The sequence below is a fragment of the Bradyrhizobium sp. CER78 genome (assembly GCF_029846235.1).
GTDB lineage: Bacteria > Pseudomonadota > Alphaproteobacteria > Rhizobiales > Xanthobacteraceae > Bradyrhizobium.
The window spans coordinates 299,653-319,797 of sequence record NZ_JARVWP010000006.1; the positions used below are offsets into that span (position 1 = coordinate 299,653).

Below are 20,145 nucleotides of genomic sequence, written 5' to 3' on the forward strand. Positions count from 1 at the left end.
GCAGCAAATCCGCAGCATGAAAAAAGGCGCCCCGTTTGTGCGGAGCGCCCTATCCTGTCCGGCCGTTGGCCTCAGGTGTTCATGGAATCGAAGAATTCCGAATTGCTCTTCGTGTTCCGGAGCTTGTCGAGCAGGAAGTCGATCGCGTCCATGGTGCCCATCGGGTTGAGGATGCGGCGCAGGACGTACATCTTCTTGAGCACCTGCGGATCGGTGATGAGTTCCTCCTTGCGGGTGCCGGATCGGGCGATGTCGATCGCCGGGAAGGTCCGCTTGTCCGAGACCTTGCGGTCGAGGATCAGTTCGGAGTTACCGGTTCCCTTGAACTCTTCGAAAATGACTTCGTCCATGCGGCTGCCGGTATCGACCAGCGCGGTCGCGATGATGGTCAGCGAACCGCCCTCCTCGATGTTGCGCGCGGCACCGAAGAAGCGCTTCGGACGCTGCAACGCGTTGGCGTCGACACCGCCGGTCAGCACCTTGCCGGATGACGGCACCACGGTGTTGTAGGCGCGGCCGAGGCGGGTGATCGAATCGAGCAGAATCACGACATCGCGGCCGTGCTCGACCAGGCGCTTGGCCTTCTCGATCACCATCTCGGCGACCTGGACGTGGCGCACGGCGGGTTCATCGAAGGTCGACGACACCACCTCGCCCTTCACCGAACGCTGCATGTCGGTGACTTCTTCCGGACGTTCGTCGATCAGAAGCACGATCAGATAGCAGTCGGGATGATTGGCGGTGATCGAATGCGCGATGTTCTGCATCAGCACCGTCTTGCCGGTGCGTGGCGGCGCCACGATCAGCGCGCGCTGGCCCTTGCCGATCGGCGCGACGATGTCGATGACGCGGGCGGAAAGGTCTTTCTTGGTGGAATCCTCAAGCTCCATACGGAAACGCTGATTGGGAAACAGCGGCGTGAGGTTGTCGAAATTGACCTTGTGCTTCGACTTTTCCGGGTCTTCGAAATTGAGCGTGTTGACCTTCAGCAGCGCGAAATAGCGTTCGCCTTCCTTCGGGCTGCGAATATGGCCTTCGATCGTGTCGCCGGTGCGCAGGCCGAAACGGCGGATCTGCGACGGCGAAACGTAGATGTCGTCGGGGCCGGGCAAATAGTTCGCGTCGGGCGAACGAAGGAAGCCGAAGCCGTCGGACAGCACCTCGACAACGCCTTCACCGATAATGTCGGTCTCGGCGATCGCGAGCTGCTTGAGAATTGCGAACATCAGCTCCTGCTTGCGCATGGTGCTGGCATTCTCGACCCCGTTCTCTTCCGCGAACGAGACGAGCTCGGCGGGCGTTTTAGATTTGAGGTCCTGGAGTTTGATTTCCCGCATTGGGGTAGTCCTGTGAGGAAGTAAGTAGGGAAGGGGTGCGAGGTGGCTTGGAAAAAGCGGACGCCAAAGGAAGGTCCGCAGGTCTCAGCCAGGAAAGTGCCGTTTGGGCTTTCAAACCTGATGCGGCGCCGGCCCGAAAAGAACCGAAACGCGACCACATCCGCCTGCGTGGGGTGGGATAAAGACTATATAGAAAATCGATCCGTCCTTCGCAAGAAGGACTGAAGCATGCTTCTTAGGCATCGCAATGTCTAGAACGGCTTCACAACCACCATGATCACGATCAGGATCATCAGAAGCGTCGGCAGCTCATTGATAATGCGGTAGAATTTCTGGGTTCGCTGATTCCGGTCGGCGGCGAAATCTTTCACGCAGCGGGACAAAAAGCCGTGGATACCCGACATGATGAGTACCAACGTAAATTTGACGTGAAACCAGCCCGATAGGTACCAGTGTCCGGCCCAGGCCAGATAAAGCCCGGCAAGCCAAGTCACGATCATCGCGGGGTTGATGATCGCCTTCAAAAGCCGCCGTTCCATGACCTTGAAGGTCTCGGACTGCTTCGAGCCGGGCTCGGCCTCGCAATGATAGACGAACAGCCGCGGCAGATAGAGCATGCCCGCCATCCAGGAAATGACCGCAACGATGTGCAAGGCCTTGATCCAGTCATACAACATCGCGGCGATGCCTTTCAGGGAACAGCTCGGCAGGGAACAACTCGGGCGGGGTCAGCCTTGCGTGCAAAGCCTCGCAAGCGAGGGACGGATACATATCCGCACACACGGCTCTCCTAAACCTAATTAATTTTAGAATCTAAGGTTTGAGTCTTAATGGCAGTGAATTTGACTCATGCAATGCGATCCAGCCGTTCTTGCGGGCTTGTTCACATCCCTCAACATCCCGGCCGACGGCAGCGGATATCCGGAATCCGCCGCTCCACTCAATTGGTTGCGTAGCTCTGTGGCCAGCTTATGAAGAGACAAATCCACACTGCTTCACTATCATCCGTCCCATGGCGTCGACTTATCCTTTTGCGGAGTGCTGTGAAGAAAGGGGCGAGATATACAGGGGCCTGGCGGCGGACCCGGATTCTCCTCCCCGACCTCCACAGGGATTCACAGGATAGACAGGGGCTCCGGTGCCGACGACCTCCAATTATTTCCACCTCCATCTGGTATCGGACTCGACCGGCGAGACGCTGATCACCGTGGCGCGCGCGGTCGCCGCGCAATACGCCAACGTGACCGCGGTCGAGCACGTCTATCCCTTGGTGCGCAGCCAGAAGCAGCTCGATCGCGTGCTCGACGAGATCGAGGAATCGCCCGGCATCGTGCTGTTCACGCTGCTGGAGAAGGATCTGGTCGGCCGGCTCGAAGGCAAGTGCAAGGAAATCAACGTTCCGAGCCTGTCGATCATCGGGCCGGTGATGCAATTGTTCGAGGCGTATCTGGGTGCCGCGACGACCGGCCGTGTCGGCGCGCAGCACGTGCTGAACGCGGAATATTTCCGCCGGATCGACGCGCTGAACTACACGATGATCCATGACGACGGCCAGCATGTCGAAGGCCTCGAGGAAGCCGACGTCGTGCTCGTCGGCGTATCGCGCACGTCGAAGACACCGACCTCGATCTATCTTGCCAACCGCGGTATCCGCACGGCAAACGTGCCGCTGGTGCCGGGCATTCCGCTGCCGCACCAGCTCGAGACCTTGAAGAAGCCGCTGGTGGTCAGCCTGCATGCGACACCCGAGCGCTTGATCCAGGTCCGGCAGAACCGCCTGCTCACGATGGGCGACCGCGACAATGACACCTACATCGACAAGCAGTCGGTGGCCGACGAGGTCGCGTTTGCCCGGCGCCTGAGCGCGAAATTCAACTGGGCACTGCTCGACGTGACGCGGCGTTCGATCGAGGAAACCGCGGCCGCGGTGATGAAGCTCTATAACGACCGCCAGCGCGCGCGGCCGCCGGAATGATCGCCACATCATGAGCATCTGGCGCGGCCCCCAAAAGCTGATCCTTGCGTCGCAAAGCCGTGCGCGACGGATGCTGCTCGAAAACGCCGGTCTCGATTTCGAGGCGTTGCCGGCCGATATCGACGAACGCGCGGTGCAGAAGAATTCCGGCCTTTCGGCGCCGGAACAGATCGCTTCGCTGCTGGCGCGCGAGAAGGCGCTGTTTGTCTCGAGGCAAAGGCCGGGACAATATGTCGTCGGTGCCGACCAGACGCTGGCGCTGGGGACGCGGATGTTCAGCAAGCCTGCCGGCCGCGCGCAGGCCGCCGAACAACTCGGCCTGCTCGCCGGACAGACTCACGCGCTGCACTCGGCCGTTTCCGTCGCACGCGATGGCAAAGCCCTGTTTGATGATGTGAGCGTCGCCCGGATGACGATGCGGCGGCTCGCCGCCGGCGAGATCGAGGCCTATCTCGACCAGGCCGGGGAGGCGGTGACGACCAGCGTCGGCGCCTACCAGCTCGAAGGTCTCGGCGTGCATCTGTTCGAGCGGATCGAAGGTGACCATTTCACCATCCTCGGCCTGCCGTTATTGTCGCTGCTCGCATTCCTGCGCCGCGAAGGGCTGCTCGCGGTGTGAGATGCCGAGGCGAGGCGACGGAGAGATGCTGAACCGATGTTGATATTGGGACTAACCGGCTCGATCGGGATGGGGAAATCCACCACGGCCAAACTTTTCATGGAAGCCGGCGTGCCGGTGTATGACGCCGATGCGGCCGTGCATCAGCTCTATGAAGGAGAAGCTGCGCCGGCGATCGAGGCCGCCTTTCCCGGCACCACCGCCGGCGGCAAGGTCGACCGCGCAAAACTTTCGGCACGCGTGGTGCAAGACCCCGTGGCGATCAAGCAGCTCGAGCAGATCGTGCATCCGATGCTCGGCGCATCGCGCCAGAAATTCTTCGCCGACGCAGAGGCCGCCGGCGCGCCCATCGTCGTCCTCGACATACCGCTGCTGTTCGAGACTGGCGGCGAGAAGCGCGTCGATGCGGTCGTCGTCGTCACCACCTCGCCGGAACTGCAGCGCGAGCGCGTGCTGGCGCGCGGCACCATGGATGCCGCCAAGCTGGATGCCATCATCGCCAAGCAGATGCCGGACGCCGAGAAGCGCAAGCGCGCCGATTTCATAGTGGATACCTCGCACGGGCTTGATCCGGTGCGGGCGCGCATTCGCGACATTCTGGCCGAGGTTGTTAAGATGCCGCAGCGGCGGGCCTGATTCGCCCGCGTTCCGGATCATCTCACGTCATGCGCGAAATCGTTCTCGATACCGAAACCACTGGCCTCGATCCGCTGCGCGGCGACCGGCTGGTCGAGATCGGCTGCGTCGAGATCTTCAACCGCATGCCGACGGGGCAGACCTATCACGTCTACATCAATCCCGAACGCGACATGCCGGCGGAAGCGTTCGCCGTGCATGGCCTGTCGACCGAGTTCCTGGCTTCCAAGCCGCTGTTCACCGAAGTGGTCGACGAGTTCCTGGCCTTCATCGGCGATACGCCGCTGGTGATCCACAACGCATCCTTCGACATCAGCTTCATCAACGCCGAGCTCGACCGCATCAAGCGGAAGGCGATCCCCAAAGATCGCCTGGTCGATACGCTGCTGCTGGCGCGGCGCAAGCACCCTGGTGTGTCGAACCGGCTCGACGATCTCTGCTCGCGCTATCAGATCGACAATTCCCGCCGCACCAAGCACGGCGCCTTGCTCGACGCCGAGCTGCTGGCCGAGGTCTATATCGACCTGATCGGGGCGCGGCAGTCGCAGCTCATCCTGGCGTCGGAAACATCGGATGCGCGGGCAGGCGGCTATGGCGATTCGCCGCGGCGGCAGCGCGAGACCCCGCTTGTGGCGCGGGTCAGCGAGGCGGACCGGGAAGCCCACCGGGCCTTCATTGCGACGCTCGGCGACAAGCCGATCTGGAACGATTATCTGCCGCCGCCAGCGCCCGCTGCAGCCCCGGCGGCCTGAGGCCTGATCATTCCATAACCGTCATCCTGAGGTGCGAGCGGAGCGAGCCTCGAAGGATGAACGGCCCGGCCGGTGGCCGTCGATCCTTCGAGACGCCTGCTTCGCAGGCTCCTCAGGATGACGGCTCACAGGTCCGGGAAACGCTTTCTCGAAGTTGAAATCAGCTCGGCTTGGCGCCGGATGCGGCCTGGGCGGCTGCCTGGCGTTCCATGTTCTGCCGGTAGAGACCGACGAAGTCGACGGGGTCGAGCAGCAAGGGCGGGAAGCCGCCGTCGCGCACCGAGGTCGCGACGATCTCGCGGGCGAACGGGAACAGCAGCCGCGGGCACTCGATCATGACCAGCGGATGCAGATTCTCCTTCGGCACGTTCACAATCCGGAAGACGCCGGCATAGGCGAGATCGAAGCTGAACATCACCTTGCCGCTGGTCTCGGCCTTGCCCTCGATCGAGAGGACCACCTCGTACTCGTTCTCGGACAGGTTGTTGGCGCCGACATTGATCTGGATGTTGATCGCCGGCTGCTGTTGCTGCTGGCCGAGCGAGGCCGGCGCGTTCGGGTTCTCGAACGACAGGTCCTTGGTGTACTGCGCCAGCACGTTGAGCTGGGGAGCGGCCTGTTCGACGGGGGCGCCGTTGCCATTGGTCATGAAATGTCTCCTGGAGCAGCGCTCGATGGACAGGATGTCCGACGGCACGCGTTAAGGTTTGGAAATGCCGATGCCGGGCGAGTGGCTATCATAGGCCCGGCTCGGTCCACAAGGACGACGAGCGTGCGCGCCGCCTCGCCTTGCTGCCAAATCTGCGGCGAAAGGCGCGCGAGCGCAACTCTGCCCAATCTCTTAACGGCTTCCTAAATTATTGAAGATGCGCGATTTCCGGGCAGGAACGGGTTTCCCCCCGGGGTTAAAACGCGCTACACTTGCCCGTGCCAAAAAGCGCCATTGGCCGGGCATAGTTTCGTGCCTACATGCTGCGGACTAAATCGGTGATGTAATCTCTGCCGTTCCCCGACCGGGAACGCTTTGATGCCCGGCCCGTTGCCGGCAGAGACCAGAAAGCGAACCCGACGTGGATATCTACACCATCATCTTCCTGGCGCTGGCCGTGTTTATCTTCCTGCGCCTGCGCAGCGTTCTCGGACAGCGCACGGGAAGCGAGCGGCCGCCGTATGATCGTGCAGCACCCAACGTCCTGCAGCGCGGCCAGGATAACAACGTCGTGCCGATCCCGGGATCGGTGATTGATCAGCCGGCTCCGGCCGCGCCTGCCGAGCCGGTCGAGCCGACCGAACGCTGGAAGGGCATCGCCGAGCCCGGCACGCCGCTGGCGCAGGGTCTCGATGCGGTTGCCGCCCAGGATTCCTCGTTCGATCCGCGGCATTTCCTGTCGGGCGCCCGCTCTGCCTATGAAATGATCGTGCTGGCCTTCGCCAATGGCGATCGCCGCGCGCTGCGCGACCTGCTGTCCACCGAGGTCTATGAGAGCTTCGAGGCCGCGATCAAGGATCGCGAGAAGCACGAGCAGAAAACCGAGACGCGGTTCGTCTCGATCGACAAGGCCGAGATCGTCAGCGCGGAGACGCGCGACCGCTCGACCCAGCTGACCGTCCGTTTCGTGTCGCAGATGATCTCGGTCACCCGCGACAAGGCGGGAACCATCGTCGACGGCAGCCCGGACAAGGTCGCCGACATCACCGACATCTGGACATTCGCCCGCGACTCGACTTCCCGCGATCCGAATTGGAAGCTGGTTGGCACTGGAAGCGCTCACTAGACATCTCAGCTACGGGCGCCTCGCGATCGCGTGCTGCGCGCTCGCGGTTGTGTGCTCCACCGCGGCGATTGCCGCCCGCTACAGGTCGAGCCGGCACCCGCCGCCTCGGCACGAGCATACCCACCCGATCCCGTATCCCAATCTGGAACTGCCGCTGCAGGTCAGCGGCAGCCAGTATGAGCCGCTCGCCTGGGCCAATGTCGCCGGGTGGAACGACGACGATCATCTCGCGGCCTACAAGGCGTTTCGCACCAGCTGCAAGCCGATCGCGGCCCAGCAGGGTGCGCCCGCTGAGTCGAAAGCGCTCGGCAGCTCGCTGCGCGATCCCTGCCGGATCGCCAAGGGGCTCGATCCCGGCGACGGCGCCAAAGGCAATGACAGGGCGAAAGAATTCTTCGAGCAGAATTTCGTGCCGCTGCGCATCTCGCGGCTCGGCGAGGATGCCGGCTTCGTCACCGGCTATTACGAGCCGGTGCTGGAGGGTTCGAAGACGCAGACCGACGTCTATAACGTTCCGGTCTACCGCCGGCCGTCCAATCTGTTCGTGCGCGGCAAGACGCAGGCGTCGGTCGGCCTGCCCAACAGCGGTCCGGTGTATCGCAAGATCGGCCGGCGCAAGCTCGTTCCCTATTACGACCGTGCCCAGATCGAGGACGGCGCGATCGCCGGCCGCGGGCTCGAGATCTGCTGGCTGAAGAGCCAGACCGATCTGCTGTTCGCGCAGATCCAGGGCTCGGCGCGGATCAAGCTCGACGATGGCACCACGCTGCGCATCAATTACGATGCGCATAATGGCTATCCATATACGGCGGTCGGGCGCGTCCTGATCGACCGCGGCATCATCCCGAAGGATCAGATGTCGATGCAGAAGATCCGGGAGTGGATGGAGCAGAACCCTGAGGGCGCCAACGAGGTGCGGCGGCAGAACCGCGCCTACGTGTTCTTCCGCGAGGTGCCGCTGTCCGACAAGGACGAAGCCGTCGGCGCGCAGGGCGTGCCGCTGACGCCGGGCCGCTCGATCGCGGTCGATAAGGCGCTGCATGTCTATGGCACGCCGTTCTTCATCGCGGGCCAGTTGCCGATCGAATCCGAGCAGTCGAAGACGCCGTTCCACCGGCTGATGATCGCGCAGGACACGGGCTCGGCGATCGTCGGCCCGGCGCGCGCCGATCTCTATTTCGGCGCCGGCGCCGATGCCGGAAAGGTCTCGGGCCGGCTGCGGCACAATATGCAGTTCGTGATGCTGGTCCCGAAGGGACTCGATCCCGTCGCGCGCGGCCACAAGCTGCCGATCCCTGACGAGCGCCCATCGGCCAAGATCGCAAAACTGTTTCCGCAAACCGATCCGGCAAAGGACAAGGCGGCGGCGAAGCCTGCTGATGTGCCGACGGCGACGGTCGCCAAGGCCGGCAGCAAGGACGCTGCCAAGAGTGCTGCCAAGAGCCCGGCCGCGAAGGATGCCGCGCCTGCGGCGTCTCCGGCGACAACCCCTGTCGCGCAGGCCGCACCTGTGGCAGAATCGGTGCCGTTGCCGGTCGCCCGGCCCGACATTCCGCAGCAACCGGAGAAGCGGCGCTACCGGCGCTATCGCCATCACCGCGAGCAATGAAACGACCCGCGCCGATCCCCGACCTGTCCGCTCCGTCGCGGCGCAAGCGCGCGCTGAGCGAGGAGGAGCGTGCGCTGTGGGAGAGCGTGGCGAAACAGGTCAAGCCGCTGCGCAAAAGACCCGCCGCACCGAAGGCTCACACCAACGCCGCTGATCCGGCCACCCATCACGCCGCGGCCAAACCGATCCCGGTCAAGCCGGTGACGTCGGTCAAGACCCCGCCGGCGCCGCGTCCGCAGGTGCCGCCGCTGGCGCCGATCGGCCGCCGCGATCGCGCAAAGCTGTCGCGCGGCCGGCAGGAGATCGATGCGCGGCTCGATCTGCACGGCATGACCCAGATGCGCGCGCATCGCGTGCTGTTCGCCTTCCTGCAGCGCGCGCATAGCGATGGGCTCACCTTCGTGCTCGTCATCACCGGCAAGGGCAAGGTCGGGGGGCTGGATTCCGAACGCGGCGTGTTGCGCCGACAGGTGCCGGAATGGCTGAGCCTGCCGGAATTCCGCTCGCTGGTCGTCGGCTTCGAGGAAGCGCATATCGGCCATGGCGGCGAGGGCGCGCTCTATGTCCGCGTCCGGCGCGCGCGCTGAGCATGATCCGGAAGATCAGAATGGACGCACGATCCCGACGCGCGGGATCAGCGTGACGATCCAGCCGAGAACCGTCGTCTTGCGGTCGTCCGCGGGGATCACAGGCACATCCTTCGACGCCGGCAGCATCTTCACGGCGTGCAGCATCAGGAACATGCAGACCGCCCAGTTCGAGATCCAGCGCGAATAATCGAACACGGTGACGAACATTACGAGATAACCAGCGCTGATCATGACGAGCGCGGCAAGCACGATCCGCCGATGCAGTTCGTTCGCCAGCGCGCCGATCTGCCGCGCGAAATAGCGCCACAGCGGCGTGTGCAGCCATATCAGCAGCGCGAACACCGGGACGCCGAGGATGTTCGAGGGCATCCGCGCCCACGTGTCGGCGAACTCCTTCGACAGCGGCTGGTACCAGATGTAGCCGAACTGAAGCAGATCGGTGCGCGACGGATCGGCCATCCGGCTTTGCAGGTGGTGGATGAATTCGTCATAGGGCACGTCGACCGTGCCTACGAACTGCGCGACCAGGAACAGGATGCCGACCGCGGCCAGCGCCGCAAGTCCAAGGGCGATGTTCCGCGGTGTTGTGCCCTGCATCAGATAGAAGCGCAGCACCACGATTGCCGCGATGGTTGGCACATACATCAGGACGAAGATGTGGTGGACCAGGATCAGCGCGATCGAGAACATTGCTGCAATCAGCACGTACAAGACCGAGCGCGCCGGGATCAGCAGCAGCACGATTGCCAATGCACAGCCATAGATGTCGAAATGGCCGAGCGTATGCATGAAGTTCTTCAGGAAGAACGGCGATCCCGCGATGAAGACGAACAGTGGCCAATGTGCGTCGTTGAAGCCGAATGTCCGCTGGAACAGTTTGACGAACAGCCCGAGCGTCAGCAGCCAGATCGCGCCGGCCAGCGCGAACACCAGCCACACCGGCACCTTGTCGGTGAACAGCGACACGATCGCGCCGACCAGCGCGCGCTTGGTGAAGCCGTAGTGATAGTCGACCAAGAGGTGGATGTAGGGAACGAAGGGCGGCAGCGCGATCTTGTGCAGGAACACCCCGACCAGCACGGCCGCGTTGACGGCCAGCATCAAGCGCCAGGGGTTTTGCCACATTCGCAGATTCATTCGCCCACCTACGTCGTCCCGGCCGAGTGCGCAATTGCGCACGGGGGCCGGGACCCATAACCACGACGGTCGGTTTGTAAACGGGATGCCGGCCCAAGTCTTGATTCAATACGGGCAGCGGTGGTTATGGGTCCCGGCCTTCGCCGGGACGACGGCGCAGAGCGACGCGGTTACAAAATAAACCGGCTGAGATCGGCGTTCTTGGCGAGGTCGCCGACATGCTTGGTCACGTAGTCGGCGTCGACCTGGATGGTTTCGCCGTGGCGATCCGGCGCGGTGAAGGAGATCTCGTCCAGCACCCGCTCCATCACGGTTTGCAGCCGCCGCGCGCCGATATTCTCGACCGTGGAGTTCACGGCGACCGCGACATCGGCCAGCGCGTCGATCGCGCCGTCGGTGATGTCGAGCGTGACGCCCTCGGTCTTCAGCAGCGCGACGTATTGCTTGATCAGCGACGCCTCCGGCTCGGTCAGGATCCGGCGCATGTCGTCGCGAGTCAGCGCCTGCAGCTCGACGCGGATCGGCAGGCGGCCCTGCAACTCGGGCAGCAGGTCTGACGGCTTGGCGATGTGGAAGGCGCCCGAGGCGATGAACAGGATGTGGTCGGTCTTGACCGCACCGTGCTTGGTCGAGACCGTGGTGCCTTCGATCAGCGGCAGCAGGTCGCGCTGCACGCCTTCGCGGGAGACATCGCCGCCGGCGCGGTTCTCGCGCACGCAGATCTTGTCGATTTCATCCAAGAAGACGATGCCGTTGTTCTCGACCGCGTTGATCGCTTCCTGCACCAGCTGGTCGGTGTCGAGCAGCTTGTCGGATTCTTCGTTGACGAGGATTTCGTGCGAGCCCTCCACGGTCAGGCGGCGGGTCTTGCTGCGTCCGCCCATCTTGCCGAAGATGTCGCCGAGCGAGATCGCGCCCATCTGGGCGCCGGGCATGCCGGGGATCTCGAACATCGGCATGCCGCTGCTGCCCGACTGCGTCTCGATCTCGATTTCCTTGTCGTTGAGCTCGCCGGCGCGCAGCTTCTTGCGGAACGACTCGCGGGTCGCCGGGCTCGATCCCGGGCCGACCAGCGCATCCAGCACGCGCTCCTCGGCGGCAAGCTGGGCGCGGGCCTGGACGTCCTTGCGCTTGCGCTCGCGGGTCTGCGCGATCGCAACCTCGACGAGGTCGCGGACGATCTGCTCGACGTCGCGGCCGACATAGCCGACCTCGGTGAACTTGGTGGCCTCGACCTTGAGGAACGGGGCGCCCGCGAGCTTGGCCAGCCGCCGCGCGATCTCGGTCTTGCCGACGCCGGTCGGCCCGATCATCAGGATGTTCTTGGGCAGAACCTCCTCGCGCAGGGAACCGGCGAGCTGCAGCCGCCGCCAGCGGTTGCGCAAGGCGATCGACACGGCACGCTTGGCGTCGGACTGGCCGACGATGAAACGGTCAAGTTCAGAAACGATTTCGCGGGGGGAGAAGTCAGTCATTGGCTCTAGCTAGGTTGAAAGAACTGTCTCGGCAAGCGCGCTGGATCGCCCCACCATTCCCGGACATGGGGCAACGCCAGCCACTGCTTGATCAGCGGCAGGTCGGCCGTCGTCATCGGCGGAAACGATACGGGTCGGCCATGCTCAGCCGCCGATCGTCTCGATCGTCACGTTCCGGTTGGTGTAGACGCAGATATCGGCGGCGATATCCAGCGCGCGACGGACGATGGTCTCGGCATCCTTGTCGGTGTCGACCAGCGCGCGGGCCGCGGCGAGGGCGTAATTGCCGCCAGAGCCGATCGCCATCACGCCGGATTCCGGCTCCAGCACGTCGCCGGTGCCGGTCAGCACCAGGGACACGTCCTTGTCGGCCACGATCATCATGGCCTCGAGCCGGCGCAGATAGCGGTCGGTGCGCCAGTCCTTGGCCAGCTCGACGGCCGCCCGGGTCAGCTGCCCAGGATACTGCTCCAGCTTGCTCTCCAGCCGCTCGAACAGCGTGAAGGCGTCGGCGGTGGCCCCGGCAAAGCCGCCGATCACGTCGCCCTTGCCGATCCGGCGGACCTTCTTGGCGTTGGCCTTGATCACGGTCTGGCCGATCGAGACCTGACCGTCGCCGCCGATCACCACCTTGCCGCCCTTGCGGACCGTGCAGATCGTGGTGCCATGCCAGACCGGCAGCTCATTTTGGGATGCTTGCATAGGTTACCTCTCTTCCGGGCAGATTTAGGCGGTCGGGCAGGGGGTTACAATCGGGCGAAATCAGAGCGTTTTCGAGCGAAGTGGGCACCGGTTCGCGTGAAGAAAACGCGTCAGAATTAAATCGACAAGGATTTCCGGTCACCATGGCCCGAAGTTGGGTCATTTCGAGGTCATCCCGCAGTAGCGAAGGTGACATCAGCCTGTTAAAAGACCGGCGTTTTCGGCACGGGAAAGCTCAATCTTCATGCGCACCGCAACCATCAAGCGCAAGACCAAGGAGACCGACATCGAGGTGACGGTCAACCTCGACGGGGCAGGCGTATCCACGGTTTCGACCGGGATCGGCTTCTTCGACCATATGCTCGACCTCCTGGCCCGGCATTCGCGCATCGACATCACGGTGAAGGCGGATGGCGATCTCCATGTCGATTACCACCACACCACCGAAGACGTCGGGATCGCACTTGGCCAGGCCGTGAAGCAGGCGCTCGGCAACATGGCCGGCATCACCCGCTACGCCTCGATCCACATGCCGATGGACGAGACGCTGTCGCGCGTCGTGATCGATATTTCCGGCCGCCCGGTGCTGGTGTTCAAGGTCGAGTTCCCGCGCGACAAGATCGGCGAGTTCGACACCGAGCTGGTCCGCGAATGGTTCAACGCCTTCGCGATGAACGCCGGCGTGACTCTCCACGTCGAGACCCTATATGGCGAGAACAGCCATCATATCTCCGAATCCTGTTTCAAGGGTTTGGCGAGGGCGCTCCGGACGGCGGTTGCGATCGATCCGCGTGCCCAGGGCGAAGTGCCCTCGACGAAGGGTCAGCTCGGCGGCTGATCCCGGGAGCATGATCCGGAAACGGCGACACCGGTTTTCCCGGAGATCATGCTGTAAGTAGAGTCCATCCTCGGCGGAGCGTTCGATGCCGGTCTATACAGTGCATGCCCCCGTGGCCAACGGCGCCGATCTCGCGGCGACCGACAAGTTCGTCTTCGTGCGCGACGGCTTCCATTTCTGGGCCGCGGTCGCGGGCGTGATCTGGCTTGCCTGGAACAGGCTCTGGCTGGCGCTGATCGGCTGGCTCGTCCTCACCTTCGCGATCGATTATGCGCTGACCAAGCTCGGGATCGGCCGCGGCGCGGTCCTCCTCGTCGACCTCGTGTTGATGGTGCTGATCGGGCTGGAGGCCGCAACCTTGCAGCGCTGGACGCTGTCGCGGCGCAAATGGCGCCAGCTCGACATCGTGGTGGCCGACGACGTGGAAGCCGCCGAGCGCCGCTTCTTCGAGCGCTGGACCGCGCGGCATCGCGGCGGCTTCAACGACCAGCGGTCTGTCGATCGCGGCGGGCCGCCGCCGACCCGGGACGTTCCCGGTCAATCATTCTCAAAACCCCCGCCGATGCCGCAGGGCGGCATCATCGGATTGTTTCCAGAGCCAGGAGGATCGCGATGACGGTTGCAATCATCGATTACGGCTCCGGCAATCTGCATTCGGCGGCAAAGGCCTTCGAGCGCGCCGCGCGCAGCATGGAGGATCCGCAAGCCATCAAGGTGACGCGCGATCCCGACGCGGTATATCGCGCCGATCGGATCGTGCTGCCCGGCGTCGGTGCGTTTGCCGATTGCCGCCGCGGCGTCGATGCGGTCGACGGCATGCTGGAAGCGCTGACCGAGGCGGTGCGGGTCAAGGCGCGGCCGTTCTTCGGCATCTGCGTCGGCATGCAGCTGATGGCGACGCGCGGCAAGGAGCACGTCATCACCGAGGGCTTCAACTGGATCGGCGGCGACGTCGTGAAGATCGAGCCGCGCGACGAGAACCTGAAGGTCCCGCACATGGGCTGGAATACGCTCGACATGGTCCGCGAGCATCCGGTGCTGGAGCGGCTGCCGCTCGGCCCGAAGGGACGCCACGCCTATTTCGTGCACTCGTATCACCTCAACGCCGCCAACGAGGCGGACGTGCTGGCGCGCGCCGACTATGGCGGGCCGGTGACCGCTATCGTCGGCAAGGACACCGCCATCGGCACCCAGTTTCACCCCGAGAAGAGCCAGCGCTTCGGCCTCGCTCTGATCTCCAATTTCTTGAAGTGGAAGCCGTGATCCTTTTTCCAGCGGTTGATCTGAAGAACGGCCAGTGCGTGCGCCTGGAGCAGGGCGACATGGCGCGCGCCACCGTGTTCAATCTCGATCCGGCGGCGCAGGCAAAGAGCTTCGCCGCGCAGGGCTTCGAATATCTCCATGTCGTCGATCTCGACGGCGCCTTCGCCGGCAAGCCGATGAATGCGCACGCGGTGGAGGCAATGCTGAAGGCCGTCACCATGCCGGTGCAACTCGGCGGCGGCATCCGCGATCTCAAGACCATCGAGGCCTGGCTCGACAAGGGCATCACGCGCGTCATCATCGGCACCACCGCGGTGCGCGATCCGGAGCTCGTGAAGGGCGCGGCGAAGCAATTCCCTAGCCGCGTGGCGGTAGGCCTCGATGCACGCGACGGCAACGTCGCGGTCGAGGGCTGGGCCGAAACCTCGCATGTGACTGCGCTCGAGATCGCGCAGCGGTTCGAGGACGCCGGCGTCGCCGCGATCATCTTCACGGACATTGCACGCGACGGCCTGCTCAAGGGGCTCAACCTCGATGCGACCATTGCGCTCGCCGACCGCATCTCGATCCCGGTGATCGCCTCCGGCGGCTTCGCCTCGATCGACGACGTCAAGGCGTTGCTGGAGCCGCGTGCGAAGAAGCTCGCCGGCGCGATCGTCGGCCGTGCGCTCTACGACGGCCGGCTCGATCCGGCCGCCGCGCTCAAGCTGATCCGAAGCGCAGCTTAGGAGGCAGAGACATGTTCAAGGTTCGCGTGATCCCCTGTCTCGACGTCAAGGACGGGCGCGTGGTCAAGGGCGTCAACTTCGTCGATCTGCGCGACGCCGGCGATCCGGTCGAGGCCGCGATCGCCTATGACGCCGCCGGCGCCGACGAGCTCACCTTCCTCGACATCACCGCCACCCACGAGAACCGCGGCATCATGCTGGACGTGGTGCGGCGGACGGCGGAGGCCTGCTTCATGCCACTGACGGTCGGCGGCGGCGTTCGCACCGTCGATGACATCAAGACCCTGCTGCGCTCCGGCGCCGACAAGGTCTCGATCAATTCAGCAGCGGTCAGCCGCCGCGAGTTCGTCAAGGAAGCCGCCGAGAAGTTCGGCGAGCAATGCATCGTGGTCGCGATCGACGCCAAGCGGGTCAAGCGCGCCGGCGGCTCCGACCGCTGGGAGATCTTCACCCATGGTGGACGTAATGCCACCGGGATCGACGCCATCGAATATGCCCAGGAAGTCGTCGCGCTCGGCGCCGGCGAGATCCTGCTGACCTCGATGGACCGCGACGGCACACGGCAGGGCTTTGACCTGCCGCTGACCCGGGCGATCGCGGACAGTGTCCCCGTACCGGTCGTCGCGTCCGGCGGCGTCGGCAATCTCGATCATCTGGTCGATGGCGTCCGCGAGGGTCATGCAACCGGCGTGCTGGCCGCGTCGATCTTCCACTTCGGGGAATTCACCATCCGCCAGGCCAAGGATCACATGGTGCGCGCCGGCTTGCCGATGCGCCTTGATCCGTAACCTTGATCCCTTGCCTTCGCGCGTGATCTGGGACTCCTTGTCACAAAAATGCTAAGTCCCCACCTAGGGGATGGCACCTTGCGGTGCCGGTGCGCATGCTTGAGTTGAGTTGATGCCGCGTTTCACGGTCCACGATTTGGCTGCCACCATCGACGCCCGCGCTGATTCGGGCGGCGAGGCGTCCTACACCCGCAAGCTGCTCGACAAGGGCGCGGAGCACTGCGCCAAGAAATTGGGCGAGGAGGCGGTCGAGACCGTGATCGCCGCAGTCGAGAATGACCGCGATCATCTCATCGCGGAAAGTGCCGATCTCGTGTTTCACCTGCTGGTTCTGCTGAAGTCACGCGGCGTGAAGCTGGAGGATGTCGAGGCCGTGCTGGAGAAGCGCACCGCGATGTCGGGACTGGAAGAGAAGGCGTCGCGCAAGCGCGACTAGAGCATGATCCGGAAAAGTGTGAAGCGGTTTTCCGAAGGGATCATGCTCAAACAAGGAGGTAAAGCGCGATGACGATTCAATTCAATCGCATCGCGCTTTGGCGCAAATGATCGAGCGCATTGAGAGGGGCGGCCTCATGGACATCCGGGCACCAGATCAGCAGTACAACCCCTACCGCGTCTTCACGCGCCAGCAATGGTCGCATCTGCGCGACGATACGCCGATGACGCTGGAGCCCGGCGAGTTCGACCGCCTGCGTTCGATGCACGACCGCCTCGATCTGCAGGAGGTCGAGGACATTTACCTGCCGCTATCGCGGCTGCTCTCGATCTATGTCGACGCGACCCAGCGGCTGTATTATTCGCAGCGCCAGTTCCTCGCGATCCGCGATCGCAAGATGCCCTACATCGTCGGCGTCGCCGGCTCGGTCGCGGTCGGCAAGTCGACCACGGCTCGCGTGCTGCAAGCGCTGCTGGCGCGCTGGTCGCCGCGGCCGAAGGTCGATTTGATCACGACCGACGGTTTCCTGTTTCCCAATGCCGTGCTCGAGCGGCAGGGCATCATGCAGAAGAAGGGCTTCCCCGAGAGCTACGACCTGCCGACGCTGCTGTCGTTCCTCAGCGACATCAAGGCGGGACGGCGCCGGGTGCGCGCGCCGGTCTATTCGCATCTGACCTACGACATCGTGCCGAACAAGTGGGTCGAGATCGACCAGCCGGACATCCTGATCGTCGAGGGCGTCAACGTGCTGCAGACCGGGCGGCTGCCGCGTGACGGCAAGGCGGTGCCGTTCGTCTCCGACTTCTTCGATTTCTCGGTCTATATAGACGCCGACGAAGCGGTGCTGCGGGAGTGGTACATCAAGCGCTTCCTGGCGCTGCGCGACACCGCGTTCACCGACCCTCGGTCCTACTTCCACCGCTACGCGCTGCTGTCGGACGAGGAAGCCACCGCGACCGCGATCGCGATCTGGGAGCGTACCAACCTCGCCAATCTCGAGGACAACATCCTGCCGACCCGCCCGCGCGCGACGCTGATCCTGAAGAAGGGCGCCGATCATGTGGTGCAGTCGGTCGCGTTGCGCCGGCTGTAAGGTTCGTCATTGCGAGGAGCGATAGCGACGAAGCAATCCATCGCTCCGCACATGCCGAAGCATGGATTGCTTCGCTCCGCTCGCAATGACGAACTAGTGAGGCGTATCTACGCCGCGATATGTCTCCCGGCGGCGAGGCTCGCGAGCGCTTCTTCCAGCTTCTCGCGGTCGAGCGGCTTGATCAGGAAGCCGTCCATGCCGGCTTCGAAGCAGGCATAGCGATCCTCCACCAGCGTGTTGGCGGTCAGCGCCAGGATCGGCGTCCGGCGTCCGGACTGGGCGGCCAGCCCGCCGGATTCTTGGGCGCGGATCTGCTTGGTGGTCTCGATGCCGTTGAGGCGCGGCATCTGGATGTCCATCAGCACGATATCATAGGGCGTGCCGGCCGATGTCGCCGAGAGCCAGGATTCCATTGCCTGCTCGCCATTGGTGGTGATGACCACGTTGTGGCCGAGCCGGGTGAGCAGCGAGCGCATCAGCAGTGCGTTGATCTCATTGTCTTCCGCAACCAGGATCGAGAGCCCCTTGTCCGGTGGCGCAGCCGGCGCAGTAGGCGCGGACTCAGTGACCGTCTCGATTGCAAGGCTTGGTGCGGCGATCTCGGGTGACGCGGTCAGGCGCGCGGCGAGCGACGAGGCGCGGAGCGGCTTGACCAGATAGCCGGTGAACATCGCCGTCTCGGAGGCCGCAAGGTCCTGCCGGGTCGACGGCGTGACCATCACGATGCGATGGCTTGCATGGATGCGGGCAGCGCTAGCGAACGCCTCCATCGTCTGGGGGCCGAGCGTGTGATCGATCAGCACCGTGTGCCAGCTCCGCTCCGGCAGCAGTGCCTCGGCGACATTGGCATCCGACACGATGCAGGTTTGCGCGCCCCAACGCTGCAGCCGCCGCGAGATCAGCGAAGCCTCGATGCTGTGCGGCGCGACCAGCATGATCGACTGGCCGGCGAGATCAGGCGCCGTGAAGCTATTGGCCTCGCCGGTGTCGGCGGTGGCGAGCGGGATCGACACCTCGAAGGTCGAGCCTGAACCCGGCGTGCTTGCGAGCGTGATGCGGCCGCCCATGCGCCTGACGATGCGGTCGCTGATCGAAAGGCCGAGGCCGGTGCCGCCATAGCTGCGCGCGATGCGATCGTCGGCCTGCTCGAACTCCCGGAAGATGCGCTGCTGCGCTTCCGGTGCGATGCCGATGCCGGTGTCGCGAACCAGGAAGCTGATCTCGTTCGGCCAGATGCCGGGCTCGACGATCAGCGCGACGCCGCCGGTCGCGGTGAACTTGATGGCATTGCCGGCGAGATTGAGCAGCACCTGGCGCAGCCGCGCGGCATCGCCGGTCACCTGCATCGGCAGTCGCTCGTCGACATAGGCGGCGATCTCGATGCCCTTGGTCTGCGCGCGCGGCGCCAGCAGCTCGGTGATGTCCTCGATCAGGCCGGACAGCGCAAAGGCGCGGTGTTCGAGATCGATCTTGCCGGCTTCGATCTTGGAATAGTCGAGCAGCTCCTCGATCAGCGCCATCAGCGCATCGCCTGATGTCTTGACCGCCTTGACGTAGGTCATCTGCTCCGGCGTCAGCTGGGTGTCCATCAACAGCCCGCTCATGCCGATGATGCCGTTCAGCGGCGTGCGGATCTCGTGGCTCGCCATCGCCAGGAAGCGCGACTTGGCGCGGTTGGCGGCGTCGGCCTGATCGCGCGCCTCGGTCAGCGCGCGCTCGCTCTCGGTGCGGTCGGTGACGTCGCGGCCGACGCTCTGCATCTCCGCGGGCGCGCCGGCATCGCTGCGCACGAGGCCCTCGCGCCAGGCGATCCAGCGCGGCCCGAGCGGTCCCTCGATCTTCTGGTCGTAGACCCGGGTCCCGTTGGATTCGAGCGCGGTGTCGCCCTGCTCGAGCACCTTGAGCGTGGTGGTGCTGCCGATCAGTTCGCTGCGGGGGATCTGCGCCAGCTCGCAATAGGCGTCGTTGGCATAGGTGATGCGGCCGTCGAGGTCGCGCAGCACGATCAAATCGTCTTGTGCCTCGAACAGGGTGGAGGCGCGCTGCTCGGCTTCCTGTAGTTCCCAGTTGCGGTCGGCCATCGCCTCGTTGTGCATGGCGATGGTGCGCAGCCGTCTGCGCATCAGCCGCAGGCGGATGCCGAGCGTCACGATCCAGAGGCAGGCCAGCGCGAACAGGAAGCTGACCCCGATCGCGAATGCATTGGGGTCGTAACCGCTGTGCGGCGAGAGGGCGCCGGAGATGAACCCGAAGGCGCTGCCGAATGCGACGGAGAAGATCGTGAAGGAGCGGACGATCGTCGCGACCCAGGAATGGCGCCGCAGGAAGCGGCGAAGGCGTAGCTTGATCCGGAAGAAACGCCCCATCAATGGTGGTCCTGAGAGTGCCCGAT

21 protein-coding genes and 1 pseudogene are annotated in these 20,145 nt (G+C 64.2%); 14 read left to right on the forward strand and 8 right to left on the reverse strand.

The annotated features are described in order from the left end of the window. Nucleotides 1-71: 71 nt before the first annotated feature. Together rho and hemJ are read right to left on the reverse strand one after the other, a co-directional pair. Nucleotides 72-1,337, reverse strand: a complete 1,266-nt coding sequence (rho, locus tag QDT69_RS15530; RefSeq protein WP_021078151.1) for a transcription termination factor Rho — start codon at nt 1,335-1,337, stop codon at nt 72-74. 251 nt (nt 1,338-1,588) lie between these two features. Continuing rightward, complete coding sequence (gene hemJ, locus QDT69_RS15535; RefSeq protein ID WP_279707531.1) at nt 1,589-2,011, reverse strand: protoporphyrinogen oxidase HemJ; 423 nt, start codon at nt 2,009-2,011, stop codon at nt 1,589-1,591. A 464-nt stretch (nt 2,012-2,475) separates the two neighbouring features. On the opposite strand from hemJ, the gene QDT69_RS15540 reads away from it, so the two are divergent. From QDT69_RS15540 to dnaQ, 4 genes are read left to right on the forward strand one after another with little or no spacing between them, the layout of a single operon-like run. Further along, complete coding sequence (locus QDT69_RS15540) at nt 2,476-3,312, forward strand: kinase/pyrophosphorylase (RefSeq protein WP_279707376.1); 837 nt, start codon at nt 2,476-2,478, stop codon at nt 3,310-3,312. Between the two features lie 10 nt (nt 3,313-3,322). After that, on the forward strand, nt 3,323-3,931 hold the full coding sequence (locus QDT69_RS15545) for a Maf family protein (protein ID WP_279707377.1): 609 nt from the start codon (nt 3,323-3,325) through the stop codon (nt 3,929-3,931). 36 nt (nt 3,932-3,967) lie between these two features. Next, a complete protein-coding gene (gene coaE, locus QDT69_RS15550; RefSeq protein WP_279707378.1) occupies nt 3,968-4,567 on the forward strand; it encodes a dephospho-CoA kinase in 600 nt (199 codons plus the stop codon). Nucleotides 4,568-4,596: 29 nt separating this feature from the next. Beyond that, on the forward strand, nt 4,597-5,319 hold the full coding sequence (gene dnaQ, locus QDT69_RS15555) for a DNA polymerase III subunit epsilon (RefSeq protein ID WP_279707379.1): 723 nt from the start codon (nt 4,597-4,599) through the stop codon (nt 5,317-5,319). Between the two features lie 160 nt (nt 5,320-5,479). On the opposite strand, the gene secB is transcribed toward dnaQ, so the two are convergent. Next, entirely contained in the window at nt 5,480-5,968 is a 489-nt protein-coding gene (gene secB, locus QDT69_RS15560; protein ID WP_279707380.1) for a protein-export chaperone SecB, read from the reverse strand. A 421-nt stretch (nt 5,969-6,389) separates the two neighbouring features. On the opposite strand from secB, the gene QDT69_RS15565 reads away from it, so the two are divergent. From QDT69_RS15565 to QDT69_RS15575, 3 genes are read left to right on the forward strand one after another with little or no spacing between them, the layout of a single operon-like run. Next, on the forward strand, nt 6,390-7,094 hold the full coding sequence (locus QDT69_RS15565; RefSeq protein ID WP_146986203.1) for a Tim44/TimA family putative adaptor protein: 705 nt from the start codon (nt 6,390-6,392) through the stop codon (nt 7,092-7,094). Further along, the gene (locus tag QDT69_RS15570; protein WP_279707381.1) at nt 7,072-8,703 is read left to right on the forward strand and encodes an MltA domain-containing protein; all 1,632 of its coding nucleotides are present in this window, start codon (nt 7,072-7,074) and stop codon (nt 8,701-8,703) included. The genes QDT69_RS15565 and QDT69_RS15570 overlap by 23 nt, the downstream gene beginning before the upstream one ends. After that, nucleotides 8,700-9,290 (forward strand): Smr/MutS family protein, encoded by a 591-nt coding sequence (locus QDT69_RS15575; RefSeq protein ID WP_279707382.1) that lies wholly within the window; start codon nt 8,700-8,702, stop codon nt 9,288-9,290. Before QDT69_RS15570 ends, QDT69_RS15575 begins: the two co-directional genes overlap by 4 nt. Before the next feature lie 15 nt (nt 9,291-9,305). Here QDT69_RS15575 and QDT69_RS15580 read toward each other — a convergent pair whose 3' ends face one another. The 4 genes and pseudogenes from QDT69_RS15580 to hslV form a co-directional block, all read right to left on the reverse strand. Next, nucleotides 9,306-10,430 carry a hypothetical protein gene (locus QDT69_RS15580; protein WP_279707383.1) on the reverse strand — a complete coding sequence of 375 codons (1,125 nt, stop codon included), beginning with the start codon at nt 10,428-10,430 and terminating at the stop codon, nt 9,306-9,308. Between the two features lie 170 nt (nt 10,431-10,600). Further along, nucleotides 10,601-11,905, reverse strand: coding sequence for an ATP-dependent protease ATPase subunit HslU (hslU, locus tag QDT69_RS15585; RefSeq protein WP_279707384.1), 1,305 nt, complete (start codon nt 11,903-11,905; stop codon nt 10,601-10,603). Between the two features lie 41 nt (nt 11,906-11,946). After that, a pseudogene (locus QDT69_RS15590) lies at nt 11,947-12,021 on the reverse strand (GNAT family N-acetyltransferase); the annotation flags it as partial. A 28-nt stretch (nt 12,022-12,049) separates the two neighbouring features. After that, on the reverse strand, nt 12,050-12,607 hold the full coding sequence (hslV, locus tag QDT69_RS15595; RefSeq protein ID WP_024583062.1) for an ATP-dependent protease subunit HslV: 558 nt from the start codon (nt 12,605-12,607) through the stop codon (nt 12,050-12,052). Between the two features lie 244 nt (nt 12,608-12,851). Here hslV and hisB point away from each other — a divergent pair, with 244 nt between their 5' ends. The 7 genes from hisB to coaA all read left to right on the forward strand — a co-directional run bounded on the left by hisB (nt 12,852) and on the right by coaA (nt 17,753). Further along, nucleotides 12,852-13,445 carry an imidazoleglycerol-phosphate dehydratase HisB gene (gene hisB / locus QDT69_RS15600; RefSeq protein ID WP_021078165.1) on the forward strand — a complete coding sequence of 198 codons (594 nt, stop codon included), beginning with the start codon at nt 12,852-12,854 and terminating at the stop codon, nt 13,443-13,445. Between the two features lie 85 nt (nt 13,446-13,530). Next, nucleotides 13,531-14,061, forward strand: a complete 531-nt coding sequence (locus QDT69_RS15605; protein ID WP_279707385.1) for a DUF2628 domain-containing protein — start codon at nt 13,531-13,533, stop codon at nt 14,059-14,061. Then, on the forward strand, nt 14,058-14,708 hold the full coding sequence (gene hisH / locus QDT69_RS15610) for an imidazole glycerol phosphate synthase subunit HisH (protein WP_021078167.1): 651 nt from the start codon (nt 14,058-14,060) through the stop codon (nt 14,706-14,708). Before QDT69_RS15605 ends, hisH begins: the two co-directional genes overlap by 4 nt. After that, nucleotides 14,705-15,436, forward strand: a complete 732-nt coding sequence (hisA, locus tag QDT69_RS15615; RefSeq protein WP_279707386.1) for a 1-(5-phosphoribosyl)-5-[(5-phosphoribosylamino)methylideneamino]imidazole-4-carboxamide isomerase — start codon at nt 14,705-14,707, stop codon at nt 15,434-15,436. Before hisH ends, hisA begins: the two co-directional genes overlap by 4 nt. 11 nt (nt 15,437-15,447) lie before the next feature. Continuing rightward, nucleotides 15,448-16,224, forward strand: coding sequence for an imidazole glycerol phosphate synthase subunit HisF (gene hisF, locus QDT69_RS15620; protein WP_279707387.1), 777 nt, complete (start codon nt 15,448-15,450; stop codon nt 16,222-16,224). Nucleotides 16,225-16,336: 112 nt separating this feature from the next. Then, nucleotides 16,337-16,660 (forward strand): phosphoribosyl-ATP diphosphatase, encoded by a 324-nt coding sequence (locus QDT69_RS15625; protein WP_279707388.1) that lies wholly within the window; start codon nt 16,337-16,339, stop codon nt 16,658-16,660. Nucleotides 16,661-16,796: 136 nt separating this feature from the next. Then, nucleotides 16,797-17,753, forward strand: coding sequence for a type I pantothenate kinase (gene coaA / locus QDT69_RS15630; protein ID WP_146986584.1), 957 nt, complete (start codon nt 16,797-16,799; stop codon nt 17,751-17,753). Nucleotides 17,754-17,860: 107 nt separating this feature from the next. Here coaA and QDT69_RS15635 read toward each other — a convergent pair whose 3' ends face one another. Next, nucleotides 17,861-20,119, reverse strand: a complete 2,259-nt coding sequence (locus tag QDT69_RS15635; RefSeq protein ID WP_279707389.1) for a PAS domain-containing hybrid sensor histidine kinase/response regulator — start codon at nt 20,117-20,119, stop codon at nt 17,861-17,863. Nucleotides 20,120-20,145 lie beyond the last annotated feature (26 nt).

Excerpts from the sequence above, each read along its gene's own strand:
- rho (WP_021078151.1), bottom strand. The coding sequence starts at position 1,337 with ATGCGGGAAATCAAACTCCAGGACCTCAAATCTAAAACGCCCGCCGAG.
- QDT69_RS15545 (WP_279707377.1), top strand. The coding sequence starts at position 3,323 with ATGAGCATCTGGCGCGGCCCCCAAAAGCTGATCCTTGCGTCGCAAAGC.
- coaE (WP_279707378.1), top strand. The coding sequence starts at position 3,968 with ATGTTGATATTGGGACTAACCGGCTCGATCGGGATGGGGAAATCCACC.
- dnaQ (WP_279707379.1), top strand. The coding sequence starts at position 4,597 with ATGCGCGAAATCGTTCTCGATACCGAAACCACTGGCCTCGATCCGCTG.
- secB (WP_279707380.1), bottom strand. The coding sequence starts at position 5,968 with ATGACCAATGGCAACGGCGCCCCCGTCGAACAGGCCGCTCCCCAGCTC.
- QDT69_RS15575 (WP_279707382.1), top strand. The coding sequence starts at position 8,700 with ATGAAACGACCCGCGCCGATCCCCGACCTGTCCGCTCCGTCGCGGCGC.
- QDT69_RS15580 (WP_279707383.1), bottom strand. The coding sequence starts at position 10,430 with ATGAATCTGCGAATGTGGCAAAACCCCTGGCGCTTGATGCTGGCCGTC.
- hslU (WP_279707384.1), bottom strand. The coding sequence starts at position 11,905 with ATGACTGACTTCTCCCCCCGCGAAATCGTTTCTGAACTTGACCGTTTC.
- hslV (WP_024583062.1), bottom strand. The coding sequence starts at position 12,607 with ATGCAAGCATCCCAAAATGAGCTGCCGGTCTGGCATGGCACCACGATC.
- hisB (WP_021078165.1), top strand. The coding sequence starts at position 12,852 with ATGCGCACCGCAACCATCAAGCGCAAGACCAAGGAGACCGACATCGAG.
- QDT69_RS15605 (WP_279707385.1), top strand. The coding sequence starts at position 13,531 with ATGCCGGTCTATACAGTGCATGCCCCCGTGGCCAACGGCGCCGATCTC.
- hisH (WP_021078167.1), top strand. The coding sequence starts at position 14,058 with ATGACGGTTGCAATCATCGATTACGGCTCCGGCAATCTGCATTCGGCG.
- hisF (WP_279707387.1), top strand. The coding sequence starts at position 15,448 with ATGTTCAAGGTTCGCGTGATCCCCTGTCTCGACGTCAAGGACGGGCGC.
- QDT69_RS15625 (WP_279707388.1), top strand. The coding sequence starts at position 16,337 with ATGCCGCGTTTCACGGTCCACGATTTGGCTGCCACCATCGACGCCCGC.
- coaA (WP_146986584.1), top strand. The coding sequence starts at position 16,797 with ATGGACATCCGGGCACCAGATCAGCAGTACAACCCCTACCGCGTCTTC.
- QDT69_RS15635 (WP_279707389.1), bottom strand. The coding sequence starts at position 20,119 with ATGGGGCGTTTCTTCCGGATCAAGCTACGCCTTCGCCGCTTCCTGCGG.